This is a genomic window from Streptomyces pseudovenezuelae (genome assembly GCF_029892565.1).
GTDB classification, from domain to species: Bacteria; Actinomycetota; Actinomycetes; order Streptomycetales; family Streptomycetaceae; genus Streptomyces; species Streptomyces pseudovenezuelae_A.
In genome coordinates this window covers 50,771-70,735 of the sequence record NZ_JARXVH010000028.1, presented here as the reverse complement: position 1 = coordinate 70,735, position 19,965 = coordinate 50,771, and the positions used below count along the sequence as shown (strand labels likewise).

The window sequence follows — 19,965 nt, the reverse complement described above, 5'->3', positions numbered from 1 at the left end:
CGCACGAAACGAAGAATCGAGCATCAGATCTCATACCGCCCTCTGATGGGCATACCGGCCGGGAGCCGATCCGGTAACGCGGGAAAACGCGGTGCTGAAGGCACTGGTCGAGCCGTAACCAACCATCCGGGCGATTTCGGCGATCGGCTGATTCCCTTGTCGCAGAGCTCGTTTGGCCATGGCCATCCGCCAGGACAGCAGATATTCGATCGGCGTCAGGCCCACGCGTCGGACGAACCGCTCGGCCAGGACCGATCGTGAGATCCGTGCCTCGGCCGCCAGGCCGGCCACTGTCCAGGGCCGGGCGACGTTCGCGTGGATCGCGTGCAGGGCAGCCGCCACCGGGGGGTCGCTCAGGCCTGCCAGAAGGCCGGCCGGGGGTTGCTCCAGCGTCGCCGGAGCGCTGCGCAGCGCCTCCACCAGCATCACTTCGACGAGCCGGGTCAGCACCAGCGACGCGCCGGGTCGGTCCGCGCCGGCCTCGTCGCCGATCAGTTCGAGCAGGCTCGCGATCCGCCCGGCGCCGTCGGTACCCGCCCGCAGGTGGACCACGGTCGGCAGCAGGTCCAGCAGGAGATCGGCGTTTTCCGGCTCGATCGCGAAGTGCCCGGCGAGCAACTGCACTGCCGGCCCTCCTTCGCTGCCCAGTCTCAGGTGGTTGTCCTGGGTGCCGGCCAGTGTCCGTTCCCCGTCGACGACGTCCCCGCGGGTGTCCTCGTCGATGTCACTGCTGAAGGTGAAGGCAGGCGGGCCCGACAGCAGCAGGAAGTCTCCCTTCGTGAGCCCGACCGGGCCTCCCTCGCACTGCAGCCAGCAGTGGCCGGTGGTGACCACGCCGAAGTTGATGTCGGGGTTGGCCTCGAATCGCAGCGCCCACCGCCCGGTGCCCTCGATCTTTTTCCAGAGGACGACGCGCGGGTGCAGCAGGCCGATCACATCGGCCAGGGGTTCGGTCACGCGGACGCTCGCTAACTAATGTAGGGGTATTGATGATAGACAGTCCGGGTGGGTGGCGTCGAGACTCAGTGCATGAACACACAGACCCGCAAGACCGTCCTGATCACCGGCAGTTCGTCGGGGTTCGGCAAGGCCACGGCCGCGCTCTTCCTGGACCGGGGGTGGAACGTCGTCGCGACTGCCCGCCGCCCGGCGGCGGAGGGCCACCTCGGCCCGGACACCGAGAACCTGCTGACCTGCGCGCTGGACATCACCGACCCGGACTCGATCCAGGCCGCCCTCCGGGACGCTCTGGTCCGCTTCGGCCGGCTCGACTGCGTCGTCAACAACGCCGGCGCCGGGCTGTTCTCCGTCTTCGAGTCCACCCCGATGGCCACCGTCCGGGCGCTGTTCGAGACCAACGTCTTCGGGATGATGCAGGTGACGCAGGCCGCCCTGCCGATCCTCACGGCCCAGGGCAGCGGGTGCCTGATCGCGATCAGTTCCGGGGCCGCGATCGTCCCTGAGCCGCTGCTGTCGGTCTACAGCGCCACCAAGTTCGCCGTCGAAGGCTTCACCGAATCCCTGCGGTACGAGGCAGCTGCGCGCGGGATCTCGGTCAAGCTCGTCGAGCCCGGGTTGGTGCGGGGAACCAACTTTCTGGCCCACACCGCCGAGAGTGCTCAGGCCGTCCCCGTCGCCGCCGGCTACGAAACGCTCGTGCAGCAGGTGATGGGCGCGTTCGAGCAGGAGTGGCCCTACCGGCTCGCGACCGCACAGACGGTGGCCGAAGTCGTCGTCACTGCGGCCGGCGACGACAGCACGCAGCTTCGGTACCTGGTCGGCGAGGACGTCGAGACCTCCGCCCGGATGCGGCGCGAGACCTCCGAGAAGGACTACAACGACTGGGCCCTGGCCCGCGTCGGCGCTCAGTGAGGTCGCAGGTCGCCCGCCTTTTCACCCCCGGCGTGGCGGCCCGGTTCGTGACCGCCGACGCCCATGACCGTGGCGTCGGCCTGCGCACCACACCCCGCTGGCCGGGCTCAGTCAGAGGGAGCTGCGCGGCACCGTCACCACGTGCTTGCCCACGACGCCGCCGCGCTCGAACGCCTGGTGCGCGGCGGCGATGTCCGCGAGCGGGTACACGCTGTCGATCACCGGGCGCAGCGCACCTGACATGACACGGCCGGCCACGTCGCGCAGGACGGGGGTTTCGGGGTTGGCACTGAAGGTGCGGATGCGGCGGGAGCCGTGCACGCTGGAGGCGGCGATCGCGGCTATGGCGGACGGGGACAGTCCGACGGTGACCATCCGGCCGCCCTTGGCCAACCGGCCTCGGTAGCAGTGCAGTTCCGTGCCGACGGTGTCGACGATGACGTCGAACGGCCCGATCTTGTCCGAGGTGGTGGAGCGGTAGTCCAGGACCTCGTCGGCGCCGAGGTCGGTGAGGAGCTCGGCGTGGCGATCGCGAGCCAGCGCGGTGACGTGACCGCCCATGGCGTGCGCCAACTGCACGGCGGCCGTGCCGACTCCGCCGGCCGCGCCCCGCACCAGGACCCGTTCCCCGTCCGCGAGGTGCACGCTGTCGCGCAGCGCGATGAGCGCCGTAGCACCGGCGACCACCAGAGAAGCCGCCTCGACCGACGAGAGGTCCGCCGGGGCGTGCGAGATACGGCTCGCAGGAACCACGACGTATTCGGCCGCCCCGGCGAGGGAGTGCCGCTGCCGGGGATGCACCATGCCCCACACGCGGTCCCCGACCCGATAGCCCTCGACACCGGCGCCGGTCGCGGCGACGGTGCCCGCGAAGTCCAGTCCCACGCCGATCGGGAAGCGGCGTCCCGACACCATCTTCAACTCTCCCGAGCGGACGATCACATCGTGTCCGTTCACGCTGGTCGCTTCGACCGACACCAGCACCTCACCCGCACCGGGAGCGGGACGATCCACCTCATTGACCCGCAGGACGTCCGCTGTACCGAAACCCGTGATCTGAACGGCCTTCATGTCGCTGTTCCTTCCGTGACCGGCTGTGGTGGATCCGATGCTGGACCCCGCGCGCGACATCGCGGTCGTTCTCTTTTTCCTGGGTCTGGCAGACCCACCCTTACGGGCGGCGCCGACGGCATACTGACGCCGTGACCGACTCCTCCCACGCCATGAGCGACGATCCCCGGCGCGAACTCGCCGACTTCCTGCGCACCCGTCGAACTCGGCTTCGGCCAGAGGACGTTGGACTGGAGCCCGGTCCGAGGCGGCGCGTCGCCGGATTGCGGCGCGAGGAGTTGGCCCTGCTGGCGGGGGTGAGTTCGGACTACTACCAGCGCATGGAGCAGGGACGCGACGTCCGGCCCTCCGAACAGGTCCTGGACGCCCTCGCGCGCGCCCTGAACTTCTCCGCCGAGGAGTCCCGGCACCTGCACAGCCTCGCCGCCGCCGCACGTAATCCGGCCCGCCCGCCGCGGGCGTACGAGCCGGAGGCGGTGCCGGACACCACACTGCGGCTGCTGCGTACGATGACCTCGCCCGCTCTGGTCGTCGGGCGCTTCCTGGACGTGCTGGCCTGGAACCCGCTCGGCGGTGCCCTGCTGGGCGAGTTCACCCGACAGCCGCAGAGGGAGCGCAACCTGCTGGCTCTGTTCCTGCACCCCCAGGCCGACCGGACCTGCCCGAACCGGGCGGCCACCGTCGCCGAGCTGATCGGGATGCTGCGGACCCAGGTCGCCGCCGATCCCGGCCACCCGCGCGCGGTCGAGCTGGTGGGTGAACTCGCCGTCCGCAGCGACGAGTTCGCGGCCCTGTGGGCCCTTCACGACGTGGAGGAACCCACCCGCGGCCAGATGCGCCTCAACCATCCTCAGGTCGGCGAACTGAACCTGGACTGGGACGCCTACCCGATACCGGGCAACCCTGGCCCCGCACTCATGGTGTGTACCGCCGCCGAAGGCAGCCCCGACGCCGAACGGCTCCAACGGCTCGCCGGCCTGCTGGGCACCCCTTGACGCACCACGGAAACCCATCCTGCGGGTCAGTACGAGCTTGGAGCGATGCGGCTCAGATCATCCGCGCTGCTACCTGGGGGACATGATTTCGTAGAGGTTCCCCGCGTCGTCGGTGAAGTACAGGCCACGAGGGCACAAGGGGTGGTCGATCCGACCGTTGTCGGGCTCGCTGGGATCGTTGCCATAGGGCACCCCGGCGGTTCGGAGCCGCTCGAGGATCGCGTCGAAGGACGACGGGCCCACGTCGAAGGCCAGGTGATGGCCGACCGGATTCTCGACGGACATGAAGTCCAGCGTCAGAGAATCGTTGACCTGCACCGGCGCGAAATGCCGATCTGCACCTCGATAGCCCAGTCCCATGACGGAGGCGAAGAAGCGTGCTGCCGCCTCGTTGTCGATGGCTGGGACGATGGTGTGGTTCAGCGTGATGGACATGCTCTGCCTCTCAGTTCTCGACCGGCTGGGACAGGACGCCGTGAAGGAAGACGTCGACGAGGTCGTGCACTCCCGACTGCGTCGACGGATCCGCTGACTCGCCTTCTACCGGCTGCCTGCCATTCCCGACGAACAGCAGACCCAGGAAGATCAGTGCGGCCTGCTCAGGAGGCAACCGCAGCGACTCCCGCTCAGGTTCGAAGAGTTCGGCCAGCGCCTCTCGCACGGGCAGGGAACCAGCCGCACGATCAGGCGGCGCCTCTGAGCTGCCGGGACGGCCACTTCGTCCCCGCCCTCCCGTCGCATGAAGCGCACCAACCACCGCGCCGACCCGGTCCAAGTGGGCATGCAGCGCCGAGGCAGCCTCGGTCAGCCGGGTAGCGAGCGGCTGCTCCATGGACACCAAAGCGAGTTCATCGAGGGCAGGGGCCGGGCTGAGAGCCTCCGTCACGCATGCGTCCAGGAGCTCCTCCTTGTCCGCGAAGACGCGGAAGATCGTGCCCTCCCCGATGCCTGCGGCCCGAGCGATCTGGCGCGTCGTTACCGCGCTGCCGTGCTCGATCACGAGGGGAAGCGCAGAACGAACGATCATTTCCCGGCGGCTGTCGGGGTCCATTGCCGGCGCTCTTCGCCGACTTGATGTTGTCGCCATGGCCACAAGTATCGGAGTGAGCACTCACTCCGGTCAAGGGACCGCCCACCCGGAGGGTGAGCTGCCCGCCCCGGTCGTGGAGCGGTCTCGCAGGCCGGGGCGGTGTTGCTGGTCGACACGATCCGCAAGTCCGGTTTGGACACCGCGACATCGGTGGCAAGGCGCCGGGGCGCAAGCCGCGGACGGTGCACGACCCGGGCGAGGCCAGAGCCTGTCTGGCAATTCCCGTCCGCTCGACGGCGTACAGGGCCATCTCCCGCGCGGTATGGGATGTGGATCCTCCATGAATTCCGTGGAAACTTCACCTACTTCACGTGCTCATGACAGCATTCGGGCTGATGTTCCATTTGTTGTCGAACGGGGGAGCGGGATGAGGAAGAGACGTAGGGTCGCAGGCGTGTTGGCGGCCGCCGCCATGGCCGTGCTGGCGTGGGGAACACCGGCGCAAGCCGCGACCCCGGTGCCCACACCCGGGGCGCTGCTCCCGAACGCGACCAGTTCAGCGATGAGCAAGCTGGAGCTGACCGAGCACCGTGTGTCCGCCACGACGATCAGCACGCTGGACGGTCATCTGCCCAATGTCGGGGTGGACACGGTCCTGCAGTCCGCCAACCACCCCATGTACAACAGCTCCAGCTCCGGGTGCACGAACACCGAGTTGGCCGCGCGGCCGATCAACCCTTCGGCGGCGTCGGCCTACTGCTGGGACACAGGGGACGCCCTCACCCAACAATTCGTACCCCAGGGACTGACCTCGTCCGGCGACGCCGACGACGACGGCATGTGGGGTACGAACAAGGTGATCCTCTCGGGGTGGACCAACAACAACGACCTCGCGAGCTCCACCGCCGATGACGACGGCCTGGCGCGGGTGGCGTTCATCGACGCCAACACCCCCGGCGCCTTCAAGTACCGGTGGGTGCTGCTGGTCGTGCCCACCGAAGGCGGCGACGACTTCGACAAGCTGGGCTCGCACCTCGGCGGCATGGTCTGGTACGGCAACAAGCTCCTGGTCACCGCGTCCCGCGGCGACGACAGCGACAACGCGCTGTTCGTCTTCGACTTCACGCACATCCTGCAGGCAACGGTGAACTCCCACGAGATCGGCCAGGTCAGCGGCGGCTACTCGGCGCGCGGCTACCAATACCTCATGCCCGCGATCGGTTCCTACAGCCTGGGCGGCGGGTGCAGCGGCGCATCCATCACCGGCTACCCCTGCTTCGACGGGCTCACCATGGACCGCAGCACCAGCCCGTACAGCATCGTCGCCAACGAATGGCGCACCACCGGCGGTGACGCCCAGCCCGCCCGGATCTTCCGCTACGCCCTCGCCGCTCCCGGTGGTGCCATGCCGCTCGTCACCAGCGGGGGGAAGGCCTATGCCGACCCGACCAAGAGCTACGTGACCAACAACGCGGCGGGGTTGCAGGCGGTGCTCGCGAACAACGACAAGTACTACGCCGCCGACGCCCTGTGGGGGCCAGGGGTGCACGGCATCATGTGGAAGATGAGCAACACCGGCGTCGCCACGTCGCACACCTGCAGCGGACAAGTCCAGGCGAACGCATGCTGGGCCCAGCACAGCGAGGGCATGTCGCTGTGGTGGAGCACCCAGCAGCTGTGGTCCCAGACCGAATGGGCCGCGGACTCCGCCGGAGGGTGGAATCAACCGGCGGTTCCCGAAAGGGTGTTGTTCTCCGTACCGCTCAAGAACATGTGACGGCGGCGCCGGGCGGGCGAGGCGGCCCGCAGCGCCGAGGGTCGCCTCCTCACTGCCGGGTCAGGACTGCGGGCACTGCTGCCATGCCATGTGGTAGACGGTGCTGATGTCCCCGTCCGTCGAGTCCATTGTCATGAAGCTGACCTTGCCGGAGTTCATCGACCCCGCGGCCACCCTGAGCTCGGTGTTGATGTTGAAGTGCGCTGAACTCCGCAGGGCGCGCGGACCGGTTGGGCCCGGACGGTCTCGTCGGTGGCCTGCCAGTTGTCGTCGTAGGGGCCGGTGAAGGGGTGGGTCGTGATGCGGTCTGCGGGCAGTCCCTCCTCTACGGCATCAGCGGCCAGCGGATCACCGAACCCACCGCCGATCGCCTCACCGGCGGCAAGCAGCCCACCACCCTGCTCGGATCCGACCCCGCAGCCCTCCCACCGGCGGTATTCCAGCTCTTGGCCCAGCAAGCCGAGCATGCCGTGACCGCCTCGGCCATCGCCCGCAGCAGCAGTCGCCCCGGGCCATCCTGGCTGTTTCCCGGCCAACTCGCCGACCAGCCCGTTACTGCCCACTGCCTCACCGCCAAACTGCGGCGCTACGACCTCCCGGTCGTCGCCCTGCGCAATCCGCCCTCCAGTGCCCTGCAGTGGACACGGCGCGCCGGCCGCGGCTGGAACGCCTACCTGGCCAGTCGCACCTGACCGCGCCCCGCGCCGTGATCACGCTGGGACCGCAATCCCCAGCTCGCCAAGCAGGCCGCGCACCCGCTGTTCGACAGCGTCACGGATCGGCCGGACGGCCTCGACGCCCTGGCCGGCCGGGTCGTCCAGCTGCCAGTCCAGGTACCGCTTACCGGGGAAGACGGGGCAGGCGTCGCCACACCCCATGGTGATCACCACGTCCGAGGACCGCACCGCCTCCACGGAGAGAACCTTCGGCGTCTCGGCGGAGATGTCGATACCGATCTCCTTCATCGCCTCTACGACTGCCGGGTTGACGGCGTCGGCGGGCGCGGAGCCGGCCGAGCGGACCTCGACCCGGTCGCCGGCGAGATGGGTGAGGAAGGCGGCGCCCATCTGGGAGCGGCCGGCGTTGTGGACACAGACGAACAGGACCGACGGACGCGGGGTGGGAGTGCTCATGGCGGGTGTCTCTCTCAGGAGTTGGTCAGGACGAGGCCGGCTCAGGTTCGCTGCTCGGGACGTCGATCGCGCGTCGTGCCGAGGCAACGTTCGGGGCGTAGACCGCGGTCACGACAGCGAGGCCGAGCGCGGTGCCGAGCAGCTGGGCGGCAATGAACGGGGCGACGGAGGCGGGTGCGATACCGGCGAAGGTGTCAGTGAAGGCCCGGCCGATGGTCACCGCGGGGTTCGCGAAGGACGTGGAGGAGGTGAACCAGTAGGCGGCCCCGATATAGGAGGCCACCGCGGCCGGAGCGAGCGCGGCGCGGCCGACCCGGGTCAGGCCGAAGATCAGCAGGATCAGTCCCGCCGTGGCGACGACCTCGCCCAGCCACAGGTGACTGGCGGACCGGTCGTGGGTGGAGAAGTTCGCGAGTGGCCTGGCGAACATCGCGTCGGCCAGGATCGCCCCGCCGATCGCGCCCGCGATCTGGGCGGGCACGTACGCGGCGACGTCTCGCAGGGGGAAGCCTTCCGGAGTGCGGCGACCGCCGAACCAGGCAGCCAGGGTGACGGCCGGGTTGAAGTGCGCGCCGGAGACCGGCCCGAGTAGCAGGATGAGGACACCCAGGCCGAAGACGGTGGCGAGGGAGTTGGCGAGGAGCTGCACGCCGACGTCGTGCGACAGCTCGCTGGCCTGGATGCCGGAGCCGACCACCACGGCCACCAGCAGTCCGGTGCCGATCGCCTCGGCGGCGACGCGACGGCCCAGGGAGGTGTTCACGCGGTGACTCCGGCGGGCTGCGGAGTGCTCAGGAACGCAGCGAGCTTGTCCAGGACGCCGGGCAGCACCCAGTAGTAGACCCAGGTGCCGCGGCGCTCGCAGTCGATGAGGCCGGCCTGGCGCAGGAGCTTGAGGTGGTGGGAGATCGTCGGCTGGGACAGGTCGAAGGCAGGGGTCAGCTCGCACACGCAAACCTCCCCGCCCTGCCCGCGCGAGGCGATCATCGACATCAGGCGCAGACGCACCGGGTCACCCAGGGCCTTGAACACCTTCGCCAGGTCGGCCGCCCGGTCCTCGTCCAGCGGCGCAGCGGCCAGGCCCGGGCAGCAGGTGGCGTCCTGGCCGATCACCTCAAGCTCTTGTTTCGACATGCCTCTATGTTGACGTTTTTCGATTCAAGGCGCAAGGTTGAATCAATGAACGTCAATACAGGCCGTTCCGGGCGCACGCCGTGGCCCGTCACCTGGGAGTGAGTCATGAGCGAGCAGTCCACCGACCTGCGCGAGACCGTCCGGCAGCGGTACGCGGCGGCGGCCGTGAAGGTCACCGAGGGCGGTACCGCCTGTTGCGGGCCCCAGCCGGTCGAGGTCGACGAGAACTTCGGCTCCACCCTCTACGCCGCCGACGAGCGCGACACCCTGCCCGCCGAGGCCGTGGCCGCCTCCCTCGGCTGCGGCAACCCCACCGCGGTGGCCGAACTGCGCGAGGGCGAGCGCGTCCTCGACCTCGGCTCCGGCGGCGGCATCGACGTCCTGCTCTCCGCCCGCCGCGTCGGGCCCACAGGGAAGGCGTACGGGCTGGACATGACCGAGGAGATGCTCGCCCTGGCCCTGGCCAACGCGGAGAAGGCGGGCGCCACCAACGTGGAGTTCCTCAAGGGCGCCATCGAAGCCGTCCCGCTCCCCGCGAACACCATCGACGTCGTGATCTCCAACTGCGTGATCAACCTTTCCACCGACAAGCCCGCCGTGTTCGCCGAGACCTTCCGCGTCCTCAAGCCCGGCGGCCGCATGGGCGTCTCCGACGTCGTCGCCGACGACGCCCTCACCTCCGGGCAGCGGGCCGAGCGCGGTGACTACGTCGGCTGCATCGCAGGCGCGCTCTCCTTCGCCGAATACCGCACCGGCCTCGAAGCCGCAGGGTTCACCAACATCGAGATCACCCCAACCCACCCGGTCGCCGACGGAATGCACTCCGCGATCGTCCGCGCCACCAAGCCGCTGGCCACCGAGACCCAGACCGAGGTGACCCAGTCCGCCGACGCCTGCTGCGGCGTCAACTCCTGCTGCACCTCCGTCGAAACCGCCGCCGATCCCGCCCTGACCGTCACCGAGGCCAAGGCCGCCTCGGGCTGCGGCTGCCAGGACTGAGCTGAGCCTACGTGAGCAGGACCTCGCCCCTGAGGTCCTGCTCACGTACGAATACCGCGGACTTCGAAAACGTACCTGGTACCAGCTGTGCGCGAGGGCCTTGCTGTGCAGCGGGTGCCGCCCTTCGGCACCTGACCGCGGCACCATGGCGACACCGCCGGTCATGAGGGTCGGGTCAGTGCGGCCGGCGCTGGGTGACGCGCCACAGCCGGCGGGGCAGTTCGCCCTCCTCGAAGGCGTGGACCTGGTTCAGGTGCCAGCCGTCGGCGAGGGCGTCGACTAGCGGGTGGTCGAAGAAGTGCACGGCCAAGCCGCCGTGTTCGAAGATGTTGTCCCCGCGGGCGGTGCCGGTGCCGTAGTGGGCGTCGCCGGTGTGGCGGACGGTATAGACGAAGGTGCCGCCGGGCCGCAGCACCCGGGCGACCTCGCCGACCAGGGCGTGAATCTCCTTGGTGGACAGCGCCCTGCACAGCAGCATGTGTGCGAAGACCGCGTCGACGGATGCGTCCGGCAGCGGCAGGGCTTCCCGGACGTCGTGCACGGCCGTGGTCACGCAGCTGTCCAGCCCTCGGGCACGGGCGGCGTGGCGCAGCTCGTCGAGTCCGGTCGCGGAGAAGCCGGTGGCCTGAACGTTGAAGCCCTGGGCCGCGAGGTACAGGGCGTCGCGGCCGTGGCCGGCGCCGAGTTCGAGAACATCCCGGGCCCCGGTGGCGCGGAAGACCTCAGATGCGTGGACTGCGGGCTCGGACGGCTCCTCGCCGTACATCCCGGGGTAGGCGGCATAGGTGTGCTGCCAGTGCGCGCGCTGGACACCGGTGCGCGGTAGCTGCCGAGGTCGTCGTCGGGGTGGGGCCTCTGGGTCTGCTGGCCGCGAGGGTGGTCAACACTTGACCTGCTTTCACACGATGCCGACTGGATGTAACGCCTGCTACATTCCACGGCGTGACGAAAGCGAACAGGGAATCTGGAAGCCGCTGGCTCATCCTCGTGATCAAGCTTCCCGCGGAGCCCTCACGCCACCGGGTCGCAGTCTGGCGAGAGCTGCGCAGGATCGGCGCGCTCTCGCTCGGCCAGGGCATCTGGGCCGTACCCGACGTGCCCGTCTTCGGGGACGGCATCGCCCGTGCGATCGGACTCACCGAGCAGTCCGGCGGCCAGGCGGTGACGCTGAACGCATCGGGGCGCGGTCCTGAGGACGCTGCCCGATTCCAGGCCATGTTCACCGCCGCACGGTCGGAGGACTGGACGGAATTCCTGGCCGACTGCGGCAAGTTCGAGGCGGAGATCGCCAAGGAGATCCGCATCGCCAAGTTCACCCTGGCGGAGCTGGAAGAAGAGGAACAGTCACTGGAACGACTGCGTCGCTGGCACCGCGACCTCACTGCCCGGGATGTGTTCGGTGCCCTGGAGGCGGCCGAGGCCGGTGAGCGCCTCAAGCGGTGCACCACCGTCTGCGAGGACTATGCAGAGCGGGTCTTCCGTGCCCTGCACGAGGTCCCGGAGCAGGGTCGATGACTACGCCGGTGGTTTCCCAGGCGGCGCCCGCCCGGCAGATGTGGCCCCTGTACGCGGCCGGGTTCACCACCGCGTTCGGCGCGCACGGCATCGCCGCCAACCTCGGCGGCTACTCCGGCGATACGGTCACCTCCCTCCTGGTGCTCGGCGGCCTGCTCGCGTTGTACGACGGGGCCGAGGTCCTGCTCAAGCCGGTCTTCGGCACGCTCGCCGACCGCGTCGGCGCCCGCCCGGTGCTCCTCGGCGGGCTCGTCGCCTTCGCCGCCGCGTCCGCGGTGTACGCCATCGCGGACAGCCCCGGCTGGCTGTGGGCGGCCCGCCTGGGCCAGGGCGCCGCGGCCTCCGCCTTCTCCCCGTCGGCCTCCGCCCTGGTCGCCCGTCTCAACCCGGCCGCCAAGCACGGTCGGGCGTTCGGTAGTTACGGCTTCTACAAGTCCATCGGCTACACCCTCGGCCCGCTGCTCGGCGGCGTCCTGGTGTGGGCCGGCGGCCTGCGGCTGCTGTTCGTCGTACTGGCCGTGCTGGGCGCGGTGGTTGCCGCCTGGGCCGCACTCGCCGTCCCTGCTCTTCCTCCGCTGCCCAAGATCCGGCAGACCGTGCTCGACCTTGCCCGGCGCCTCGCCGATCCGGCCTTCCTCGGCCCCACCGGTGCCCTGGCCGCCGCTACCGCCGCTCTGTCCGTCGGCGTGGGTTTCCTGCCCGTCTCCGGCCTGGCGGCCGGGCTGGGCACGGTGGCCACCGGCGCGGCGGTGTCGGTGCTTGCCGCGTGCGCCGCGCTCGTGCAGCCGCGAGCGGGGCAGGCGTTGGACGACGGACGCCTCACCACCCGCATGGGCATCACCGCTGGCCTGCTGACCGCCGCCGCTGGTTTTGTCTGTGCCATGTCCCCGGGGCTGGCCGGCGTCTTGACCGGCGCGGCCTTGATCGGCATAGGCACCGGTCTGATCACGCCGCTCGGCTTCGCGGCTCTCGCCGCCTCCACTCCCGCCGAGCGCCTGGGCCAGACGATGGGCGCCGCTGAACTGGGACGTGAACTCGGTGACGCAGGTGGCCCGCTTCTGGTCGCGGGAGTTGCCACGCTCACCACCCTCACCCACGGCTACGCAGCGCTCGCGGTGCTGCTCGCCGCCGCAGCGGCGGTTGGCCTCGTCCACCGCCGCTCCGCAACGGCATGACCCCGACTTGCGTATGACGCCGACCGGTCATCGGAGGCAGCCCCGCTCAGCAGGCGATGTCCAGCGTGATGACGGAGCCTGACGTTCTGTTCTCGGCGCGGGCGCTCCCGTCGTGCGAGACGGCGACGGGTGCGCGACTGAGACCCGATCGGGGGATGCCGGCGGCTCCTCTCGACGCGGGTGAAGCGGTCGAAGAGGCGCGGCAGGAACTCGGCCGGGAATCCAGGCCGTTGACCGGTGACGCACACGAGGAGCGGCCCGCGCAGGTCAGGAGGAGTCGTCGGCCGGCAGTTCCAGGCGGAGTTGGTAGCCGCCGTCGGTCGTCGGGCCGGAGGTGATGGTGCCGCCGAGGAGTTCGGCGCGCTGGCGCAGGCCGACGAGGCCGTGGTGAGCGCCGGGCAGGGGGAGTGCGGGGCGGGTGGCGGCGGAATTGGTGACGGTGGTCCGCAGGGCGCCGTCGCGGTGGTGGATGCGGACGGTCGCGCCGGCGCCAGGGGCGTGTTTGCGGACATTGGTGAGTGCCTCCTGAACCGTGCGGTAGACGGCACGCTGGAGAGCGGGCGGGAGTCCGTCGGGCAGGTCGGTCTCCAACTCGGTCTCGATGCCGCTGGCCCCGATCAGCTGGTGCAGGTCTGCGAGAGAGGGCTGGGGCGTGAGTTCGGTAGGGCGGATGCCGGAGGCGCGCAGGACGCCCACCATGTGCCGCAGCTCTTCCAGTGTCTGCACGCTGAGCCGGCGGATCGTGGCCCCGGCCGCTCTCGCCTCGGCGTCCGGGCTGCCGACCTGGAGCGCGCCGGCGGTTACGGCGATGAGGCTGACCTGGTGGGAGACGACGTCGTGCATCTCGCGGGCGAGCTGGGCGCGTTCCTTCGCCAGCACAGCCTGGGCGCTGAGCAGTTGCTCCTGCTCGCGGGCCTGGGAGATCTCCGCGAGCCGGAGCGACAACTCACGTCGGGCCTGGACGAGTTGGCCGAGGAAGACGGGGGCGGCGGCCGTCGCGAGGGTGTAGGTGAGGTGGACCAGGCTGTAGGTCTCAGCGAGTTCGTCGACGTCGAGGGACGTCCACGGCCAGGGCATGAAGTCGCAGACGGCGAAGGCCAGAGCGCAGCCCACGAGGAGGGCGCGGTGGCGGCAGTGAGAGGAGAGGGTGTACAGCGTGGCCATTGTGGCGAACACCGCGTCGCCGACCAGGGCGCTGGGGAGAGTGAGCGCGAAGGCGAGCAGCGGCCGGTGGCGGCGCAGGGCGAGGGCCAGGGCGGCGAGGAGACCGTAGGCGGTGGCCGGGTGGTCCTCGCTGTCGACGTTCACCCACAGGTCCAGCAGTGCGACACAGACCAGCAGTGCGTCCAGCAACAGGGCGGGTGGGCGTCGGGGGTTCATCGGTCGGCTCCGTGATCGGGCGGCCCGAGCAGACCCGCGCGTTCGGCGACCAGTGCTGCCTGCACGCGGTTGTCGACCTGCAACTTCTCGAAAACGGCGCTGACATGGCCTTTGACGGTGCCGGTGCTCAGGTGCAGTCCGTCGCCGATGTCGGTGTTGGACAGTCCCTCGGCCATCAGCGTGAGGACGGCACGCTCGCGCCCGCTGAGCCGGGCGACTAGACGGACGGCGTAGGGCTCGCGCCCGCCCTGGTCGAGAAAGGCGTTCACCACCGTGCGGGTGACCTGCGACGACAGTACGGTTCCCCCCTCGGCCAAAGTGCGGATCAGATGGGGCAGTTGCTCGGGGTCGGTGTCCTTGAGGAGGAAACCGGAGGCGCCGGAGCGCAGCGCCGCCTCGACGTATTCGTCGGTGTCGAACGTCGTCAGCATGGCCACCACGGGTGGGTTCGGCAGGCGGCGGAGCTCGGCCAGGACGGTCAGTCCGTCCACGTCGGGCATCCGGATGTCGAGGAGGACGACGTCAGGGCTCAACTCCCGTACGGCCTGGATGGCTTGACCTCCGGGAACCGCCGCCACGGCCCCGATGTCGCCCGCGGCGTTGAGTATGTGCGTGAAGCCCGTACGGACGAGAGCCTCGTCGTCGACCACCAGTACACGGATCACGTGCGCCCCGCTCCTCAACTGCCTGCCGTTCGATGGGTACCACGCCGAACGGCTCTCGTCTGCGGGACCCGGTTCGGCTCCGGCCAGTCGTCGACAGGGACCATCCGGTCGGCCGGTGCGGTTCCAGCCGACCGGATGGTCGGCTTCGGAAAGTTGCCGGGTGTGCTGTTCCCCGCGGTCCGCGAACCCTGAAGGCATGACACACGACGCATCCCCGGCCGCGCCGGCAGCCGCGTTACCCGAGCGGCGGACGGTCCCCTGCGACGCTCCAACGACCGGACGGCTGATCGGTATCGACCTTGCCCGCGGGCTCGCTGTCCTCGGCATGTACTCCGCCCATGTCGGGCCCGACGTCACGGTCGGCGGGCCCGTCGGCTTCCTGCTGGAGACCGCACGTGGCCGCTCCTCCGCGCTGTTCGCCGTGCTCGCCGGGTTCTCGCTGGTTATCATCACCGGCCGTCCCCGGCCCCGGACCGGCCGTGCCGGACGGCAGGCGGCGATCAGGATCGTGATCCGCGCCGTCGTTCTGCTGGCGCTCGGTTACGCGCTGACCGCCCTGGGCACCGAGGTCGACGTGATCCTCAGCTTCTACGGTCTGCTCTTCCTGAGCGTCCTCCCGCTGTACCGGCTGCGCCCCGCGACGCTCGCGCTGATCGCAGCCTTCGGCGCGCTGGTCATGCCTCAAGTCCTGTACGCCGCACGGAAGTCCATCGAGGAGGGCGCGTGGGCGGACACCGTCGTCCAGGCGGACCCCCTGGCCTGGATCGGCGGCGCGGACGGCGTCGTAGAACTGTTGTTCACCGGCGAGTATCCGGTTCTGACCTGGGCGCCGTTCCTGATCGCGGGCATGGCTGTGGCCCGGCTCGACCTCACCCGGCCCCGGATCCGGTCCCGGCTCGCCCTGGCTGGCGGGCTGCTCGCCGTCCTCGGTTACGGAGGTTCCTGGCTGGCCCTGCGCCTCGTCCCGCACGCGCTCATCACCATCGCGTCGGCCACGGGCGGCGGTTCGGCGTCGTCGGCCTGGTGGTCCGACACGGTGGGCGAACCTGAGAACGGCACACCGCTCGCCTGGCTCCTGGTGGCCGCACCGCACAGCCAGACGACCCTCTCCGTCCTCGGCAACACAGGCGTCGCCCTCGTCGTGATCGCCACGTGCCTGACCGTCGCCGACCGGATGCCACGCCTCACTCGCCTGGCCACACCCGTCTCGGCGGTGGGCACGATGGCGCTGACGGCCTACGTCCTGCACATCGTCGCCTTCTGGTTCCTGACCGATGTCTGGTACCTGGCCGCCGTCGAGGACGAGACGATGTCCGGACTGCCAGCACTGCTCGCCTTCATCGCGGCCACCGTGCTGCTGGCCACCGTGTGGACCGGTCACTTCAGGCGCGGGCCCCTGGAGCACCTGCTGCACATGGCCACCCGGCCCGCACGGCACATCAAGTAGCCGCGCATCGCCGAGTTCCGGCCGCCGAAAGAGCGAGCCGTCACCGGTGCACGGCGTCGGAGGGCACGCTATGGGGCACCACCGCGTGGATCTGTTGGACGGCCTCATTGCGGACGCGGGCTTCGAGGTCGGCCGGCACGGCGACGTACGGCCCTGGCTGTACTACGTGCAGGCAACGCGACCGCGGTAGTGACAGGGCACCGGCCTACCCCTCATGAGGTGTGGGTCATGGCGACGTCAACCCATGTGTCCCGGCTGTGGTGGTCGCCAGCGGGATGGACGGTTTCGCATACGTCCCCGAGCCGCTGACGGCGCTCGTTCCCGAGGGGCTCGTCACGCACAGTTCCCACCACGACCATCTCGCGAAGTTCGTGGGGCGGGATGTGCTCGTGGTGGATGCAGGCCAGTCGGCGCAGGAGAGCGCGGCACTGTTGAGCGAGGCTAGGGCGTGGGTACAACTGCTCGTGCGTGGCGGGAAGTTGGTGTTCGGCACGGCTGCGACGCCTCCGCCGCACTGGCAGCCGGACACGGGCTGGGCCGGTCCTGGGGGCTGTACGGCGTTGTTCACCATGCGGCGGCGTTCCGCTTCCTGCCCGAAGCCACGCGGCTGCAGGTGGTGAAGCGGGTGCTGGGGCCCTTCGGCTCCTGGTGGCTCAAGCCGCGCCTGGAGGGCGTCGTGCCCCTCCACGTCGGGCAACACATCACCGAGGCCACGCGGAACGACGACGGCGTCACCCTCACCACCCGGGACACCGACGGCCGGACCCGCACCATCGAGACCGGTCACGTCCTGGCAGCCACCGGCTACCGGATCCGCCTCGACGCGGTGGACTTCCTCGCCCCCCGAACCGCAGGCCGAGCTGACCCGCACGGCCGGCTTCCCGCACCTCGACGCCGGGCTGCAGTCGTCGGTGCCGGGCCTGTACTTCACCGGCATCCAGGCGGCGGCGACCTTCGGGCCCGTGCTGCGGTTCACGTGCGGCACGGAGTTCGCGGCACCGCGACTGGCTGCGGCGATGGCGACGACCGGCTGATGGCGGATCGGGCCTGGGGGCGTCGCTGCGGTAGGACCCCCCCAGGCCGTCGGCCCGACCTCTGGCCGTCCCGTTCTTACGTCGGACCGGAGAGCGGCTCAGCGGGTCCCGACCGTCGCGGTCGGGACCTCCGTCGCGGCGTCGCGCAGGCCGAGGCGAAGGTGCTCGACGTGGTAGAGGGCCTGTTCCAGGAGTTCGGCGACGTGGTGGTCGTAGAGCGCGTAGATGACCGAGCGGCCGCGGCGCTCTCCGGTGACCAGACCGAGGTTGCGCAGCAGACGTAGTTGGTGGGAGCAGGCGGACTGCTCCATGCCGACTGCGTCGGCGAGTTCGGTCGCCGCGCACGGACCTTCCTGGAGACGGGCCAGGATCCGCAACCGGGAGGGAGTGGCCAGGGCCTGGAGCGTGGCGGCGACGTCGGAGGCCCCCACGGCCTCCAGGCGTTCGCGCGCGGTGGCGGTGGTCTTGGCGTCAGCTCCGTGGCCCATGGCACTCATCTTACGGAGGTGAACCCATGAACACATGAATGGGTCTTCATGTGGTCCTGTATTGTGGAGAGGCGAGGCCGGTTCCCCGGCTGACCGTTGTTTCGTCATGCCTCCGTGAAGGACTTCCGCTCCGATGACCTCCACCCTCACCCAGCCGTACGCCGACCCAGCCACGCCGCCGCGCGATGGCGGCACCCTTCGGCACCGCACCCGTGTCCTCGCCCTGTCCGAGGTGCGCTGGGCGATGGCGGCCACCGTCCTCTTCCTGCTCGCGCTGGCGGCGCAACTGGCCGGCGCTCCGGGGTGGGCGTGGGGTCCGCTGTACGCGCTGTCGTACGCCACCGGCGGGTGGGAGCCGGGCTGGGAGGGCCTGATGGCGCTGAAGGGCAAAACCCTCGACGTCGATCTCTTGATGGTCGTCGCCGCGCTCGGTGCAGCGGCGATTGGGCAGGTCATGGACGGCGCGCTGCTGATCGTCATCTTCGCCACGTCCGGTGCGCTGGAGGTGTTGGCCACGGCGCGGACGGCCGACTCCGTGCGCGGGCTGCTGGGTCTGGCACCGGCGACGGCCACGCGCGTCGACGCCGACGGTCGCGAGGAGACCGTGGCCATCGAGGAGTTGGGCGCCGGCGACATCGTCCTCGTACGGCCCGGCGAGCGCGTCGGCGCGGACGGCCGGGTGCTGGACGGGGCGAGCGACGTCGACCAGGCGACCATCACCGGCGAACCGCTGCCTGTCGCCAAGGAGAAGGACGACGAGGTTTTCGCGGGCACCCTCAACGGCACCGGCGCGCTGCGCGTCCGTGTCGAGCGGGACGCCTCCGACACGGTGATCGCCCGGATCGTGCGCATGGTGAAGGAGGCGTCGGAGACCAAGGCGCCGACCCAGCTGTTCATCGAGAAGGTCGAACACCGTTATTCGCTCGGCATGGTGGCGGCGACCCTCGCGGTGTTTCTCGTCCCGCTCGCCTTCGGCGCGAACCTCACCGACTCACTGCTGCGGGCCATGACCTTCATGATCGTGGCCTCGCCGTGCGCGGTCGTACTGGCGACCATGCCGCCCCTGCTGTGCGCCATCGCGAACGCCGGACGTCACGGTGTGCTGGTCAAGTCAGCCGTGGTCATGGAACGGCTGGGGCAGGTCGACGCGGTGGCGCTCGACAAGACCGGCACGCTGACCGAGGGCACCCCGCGGGTCACCGACGTCCGACCGCTGCCCGGATCCGGTCTGGACGAAGGCGAGTTGCTGGTCCTCGCGGCAGCGGCGGAGCACCCGAGCGAGCATCCGCTGGCCCGGGCCGTGGCGGATGCGGCACGCGAGCGCGGACTCGCCCTGCCGGTGGCGGAGGACTTCACCTCCACGCCCGGCGTCGGAGTGACCGCCACGGTCGACGGGCGCGTGGTCGCGGTCGGCGCACCGGCCCGGTTGCTCGTCGCCGCCACGGACACCGGCTCCGCCCCGGCGGCGGTGCTCGCCGCCGGGTTGGAGGACGGCGGGCGGACTGCGGTGGTGGTCAGTGTGGACGGTATGCCGGCCGGCGTGCTCGGTATCGCGGACCGGCTGCGCCCGGACGCCGTCGCCGCCGTCGCCGCACTGACGTCTCTCACCAGGGCCGCGCCCGTGCTGCTGACCGGCGACAACCAGCGCGCCGCTGCTCGCTTCGCCGCCGAGGCCGGCATCGAGGACGTGCGCGCCGGGCTGCTGCCGCAGCACAAGGTGTGCGCCGTACGGGAGTTGGAGGCCGCCGGCCGCAAGGTGCTGCTCGTCGGCGACGGTGTCAACGACGCCCCGGCGCTCGCCGCCGCTCACACCGGCGTCGCCATGGGGCGGGCGGGCTCCGACCTCGCCCTGGAGACCGCGGACGCCGTGATCGTCCGCGACGAACTCGCCACCGTCCCCGCCGTGATCTCCCTGTCCCGGCGCGCTCGCAGGCTGGTCGTGCAGAACCTGGTCATCGCCGGTGCCTTCATCGCGGGCCTGGTGGCCTGGGACCTGGCCGGCACCCTGCCGCTGCCGCTCGGTGTGGCGGGCCACGAGGGCTCCACCGTCATCGTCGGCCTCAATGGACTCCGGCTGCTGCGCGAAGCGGCCTGGCGGCAGGCCCCAGAGTGGGTGTGATCATTCGTGCTTCGCCGATGGCGCGGAGGAAGCCGGGGGTAGTACCGCTATAGATGAATCGGAGTGCAACGTTTCCGGAAGGGCGCCGAGCTTACTCAGCGTAGGTAGACACGAGCGGGCTCGATCGCTTA

22 protein-coding genes and 2 pseudogenes are annotated in these 19,965 nt (G+C 70.2%); 12 read left to right on the top strand and 12 right to left on the bottom strand.

The annotated features are described in order from the left end of the window. Window positions 1-30 precede the first annotated feature (30 nt). A complete protein-coding gene (locus M2283_RS46695) occupies window positions 31-957 on the bottom strand; it encodes an AraC family transcriptional regulator (protein WP_280882694.1) in 927 nt (308 codons plus the stop codon). 72 nt (window positions 958-1,029) lie between these two features. Between M2283_RS46695 and M2283_RS46690 the strand changes: the two genes are divergently transcribed. After that, complete coding sequence (locus tag M2283_RS46690) at window positions 1,030-1,872, top strand: SDR family oxidoreductase (RefSeq protein ID WP_280882693.1); 843 nt, start codon at window positions 1,030-1,032, stop codon at window positions 1,870-1,872. A 111-nt stretch (window positions 1,873-1,983) separates the two neighbouring features. Here M2283_RS46690 and M2283_RS46685 read toward each other — a convergent pair whose 3' ends face one another. After that, entirely contained in the window at window positions 1,984-2,943 is a 960-nt protein-coding gene (locus M2283_RS46685; RefSeq protein ID WP_280882691.1) for an NADP-dependent oxidoreductase, read from the bottom strand. A gap of 152 nt (window positions 2,944-3,095) precedes the next feature. Here M2283_RS46685 and M2283_RS46680 point away from each other — a divergent pair, with 152 nt between their 5' ends. Then, on the top strand, window positions 3,096-3,938 hold the full coding sequence (locus tag M2283_RS46680; RefSeq protein WP_280882717.1) for a helix-turn-helix transcriptional regulator: 843 nt from the start codon (window positions 3,096-3,098) through the stop codon (window positions 3,936-3,938). Window positions 3,939-4,007: 69 nt separating this feature from the next. Here M2283_RS46680 and M2283_RS46675 read toward each other — a convergent pair whose 3' ends face one another. Beyond that, a complete protein-coding gene (locus M2283_RS46675) occupies window positions 4,008-4,373 on the bottom strand; it encodes a VOC family protein (RefSeq protein ID WP_280882690.1) in 366 nt (121 codons plus the stop codon). Between the two features lie 10 nt (window positions 4,374-4,383). Further along, window positions 4,384-4,989, bottom strand: a complete 606-nt coding sequence (locus tag M2283_RS46670; RefSeq protein WP_280882689.1) for a TetR/AcrR family transcriptional regulator — start codon at window positions 4,987-4,989, stop codon at window positions 4,384-4,386. Between the two features lie 108 nt (window positions 4,990-5,097). Here M2283_RS46670 and M2283_RS52155 point away from each other — a divergent pair. Together M2283_RS52155 and M2283_RS46665 are read left to right on the top strand one after the other, a co-directional pair. Continuing rightward, window positions 5,098-5,255: pseudogene (locus M2283_RS52155) on the top strand (IS1380 family transposase); the annotation flags it as partial. Between the two features lie 167 nt (window positions 5,256-5,422). Next, window positions 5,423-6,745 carry a hypothetical protein gene (locus M2283_RS46665; RefSeq protein ID WP_280882688.1) on the top strand — a complete coding sequence of 441 codons (1,323 nt, stop codon included), beginning with the start codon at window positions 5,423-5,425 and terminating at the stop codon, window positions 6,743-6,745. Window positions 6,746-6,805: 60 nt separating this feature from the next. Here M2283_RS46665 and M2283_RS46660 read toward each other — a convergent pair. Continuing rightward, window positions 6,806-7,041: pseudogene (locus M2283_RS46660) on the bottom strand (DUF4360 domain-containing protein); the annotation flags it as partial. Between M2283_RS46660 and M2283_RS46655 the strand changes: the two are divergent. Further along, entirely contained in the window at window positions 7,036-7,437 is a 402-nt protein-coding gene (locus M2283_RS46655) for a hypothetical protein (RefSeq protein ID WP_280882720.1), read from the top strand. The pseudogene M2283_RS46660 and the gene M2283_RS46655 overlap by 6 nt on opposite strands. 18 nt (window positions 7,438-7,455) lie before the next feature. On the opposite strand, the gene M2283_RS46650 is transcribed toward M2283_RS46655, so the two are convergent. From M2283_RS46650 to M2283_RS46640, 3 genes are read right to left on the bottom strand one after another with little or no spacing between them, the layout of a single operon-like run. Beyond that, window positions 7,456-7,878, bottom strand: a complete 423-nt coding sequence (locus tag M2283_RS46650) for an arsenate reductase ArsC (protein WP_280882687.1) — start codon at window positions 7,876-7,878, stop codon at window positions 7,456-7,458. A gap of 25 nt (window positions 7,879-7,903) precedes the next feature. After that, the gene (locus tag M2283_RS46645; protein WP_280882686.1) at window positions 7,904-8,641 is read right to left on the bottom strand and encodes an MIP/aquaporin family protein; all 738 of its coding nucleotides are present in this window, start codon (window positions 8,639-8,641) and stop codon (window positions 7,904-7,906) included. After that, on the bottom strand, window positions 8,638-9,012 hold the full coding sequence (locus tag M2283_RS46640; RefSeq protein WP_280882685.1) for an ArsR/SmtB family transcription factor: 375 nt from the start codon (window positions 9,010-9,012) through the stop codon (window positions 8,638-8,640). Before M2283_RS46640 ends, M2283_RS46645 begins: the two co-directional genes overlap by 4 nt. Before the next feature lie 105 nt (window positions 9,013-9,117). Here M2283_RS46640 and arsM point away from each other — a divergent pair, with 105 nt between their 5' ends. Continuing rightward, a complete protein-coding gene (gene arsM, locus M2283_RS46635) occupies window positions 9,118-10,011 on the top strand; it encodes an arsenite methyltransferase (protein WP_280882684.1) in 894 nt (297 codons plus the stop codon). A 175-nt stretch (window positions 10,012-10,186) separates the two neighbouring features. On the opposite strand, the gene M2283_RS46630 is transcribed toward arsM, so the two are convergent. Further along, window positions 10,187-10,777, bottom strand: a complete 591-nt coding sequence (locus M2283_RS46630; protein ID WP_280882683.1) for a class I SAM-dependent methyltransferase — start codon at window positions 10,775-10,777, stop codon at window positions 10,187-10,189. Between the two features lie 176 nt (window positions 10,778-10,953). On the opposite strand from M2283_RS46630, the gene M2283_RS46625 reads away from it, so the two are divergent. Together M2283_RS46625 and M2283_RS46620 are read left to right on the top strand one after the other, a co-directional pair. Next, the gene (locus tag M2283_RS46625; protein ID WP_280882682.1) at window positions 10,954-11,526 is read left to right on the top strand and encodes a Chromate resistance protein ChrB; all 573 of its coding nucleotides are present in this window, start codon (window positions 10,954-10,956) and stop codon (window positions 11,524-11,526) included. Continuing rightward, a complete protein-coding gene (locus tag M2283_RS46620; RefSeq protein WP_280882681.1) occupies window positions 11,523-12,701 on the top strand; it encodes an MFS transporter in 1,179 nt (392 codons plus the stop codon). Before M2283_RS46625 ends, M2283_RS46620 begins: the two co-directional genes overlap by 4 nt. A 267-nt stretch (window positions 12,702-12,968) precedes the next feature. Here the strand turns inward: M2283_RS46620 and M2283_RS46615 are convergent, their stop codons facing one another. Together M2283_RS46615 and M2283_RS46610 are read right to left on the bottom strand one after the other, a co-directional pair. Continuing rightward, complete coding sequence (locus tag M2283_RS46615) at window positions 12,969-14,081, bottom strand: sensor histidine kinase (protein ID WP_280882680.1); 1,113 nt, start codon at window positions 14,079-14,081, stop codon at window positions 12,969-12,971. After that, window positions 14,078-14,746, bottom strand: coding sequence for a response regulator transcription factor (locus M2283_RS46610; RefSeq protein WP_280882679.1), 669 nt, complete (start codon window positions 14,744-14,746; stop codon window positions 14,078-14,080). Before M2283_RS46610 ends, M2283_RS46615 begins: the two co-directional genes overlap by 4 nt. 196 nt (window positions 14,747-14,942) lie before the next feature. Between M2283_RS46610 and M2283_RS46605 the strand changes: the two genes are divergently transcribed. The 3 genes from M2283_RS46605 to M2283_RS46595 all read left to right on the top strand — a co-directional run bounded on the left by M2283_RS46605 (window position 14,943) and on the right by M2283_RS46595 (window position 17,227). Next, window positions 14,943-16,193, top strand: coding sequence for a DUF418 domain-containing protein (locus M2283_RS46605; RefSeq protein WP_280882678.1), 1,251 nt, complete (start codon window positions 14,943-14,945; stop codon window positions 16,191-16,193). 275 nt (window positions 16,194-16,468) lie between these two features. Beyond that, on the top strand, window positions 16,469-16,813 hold the full coding sequence (locus M2283_RS46600) for a hypothetical protein (RefSeq protein WP_280882677.1): 345 nt from the start codon (window positions 16,469-16,471) through the stop codon (window positions 16,811-16,813). Between the two features lie 291 nt (window positions 16,814-17,104). Beyond that, window positions 17,105-17,227, top strand: coding sequence for a hypothetical protein (locus tag M2283_RS46595; RefSeq protein WP_280882676.1), 123 nt, complete (start codon window positions 17,105-17,107; stop codon window positions 17,225-17,227). Window positions 17,228-17,325: 98 nt separating this feature from the next. Here M2283_RS46595 and M2283_RS46590 read toward each other — a convergent pair whose 3' ends face one another. Beyond that, on the bottom strand, window positions 17,326-17,715 hold the full coding sequence (locus M2283_RS46590; RefSeq protein WP_280882675.1) for an ArsR/SmtB family transcription factor: 390 nt from the start codon (window positions 17,713-17,715) through the stop codon (window positions 17,326-17,328). 133 nt (window positions 17,716-17,848) lie between these two features. Here M2283_RS46590 and M2283_RS46585 point away from each other — a divergent pair, with 133 nt between their 5' ends. Beyond that, window positions 17,849-19,834, top strand: coding sequence for a heavy metal translocating P-type ATPase (locus tag M2283_RS46585; RefSeq protein ID WP_280882674.1), 1,986 nt, complete (start codon window positions 17,849-17,851; stop codon window positions 19,832-19,834). The last annotated feature ends 131 nt before the right edge of the window (window positions 19,835-19,965 follow it).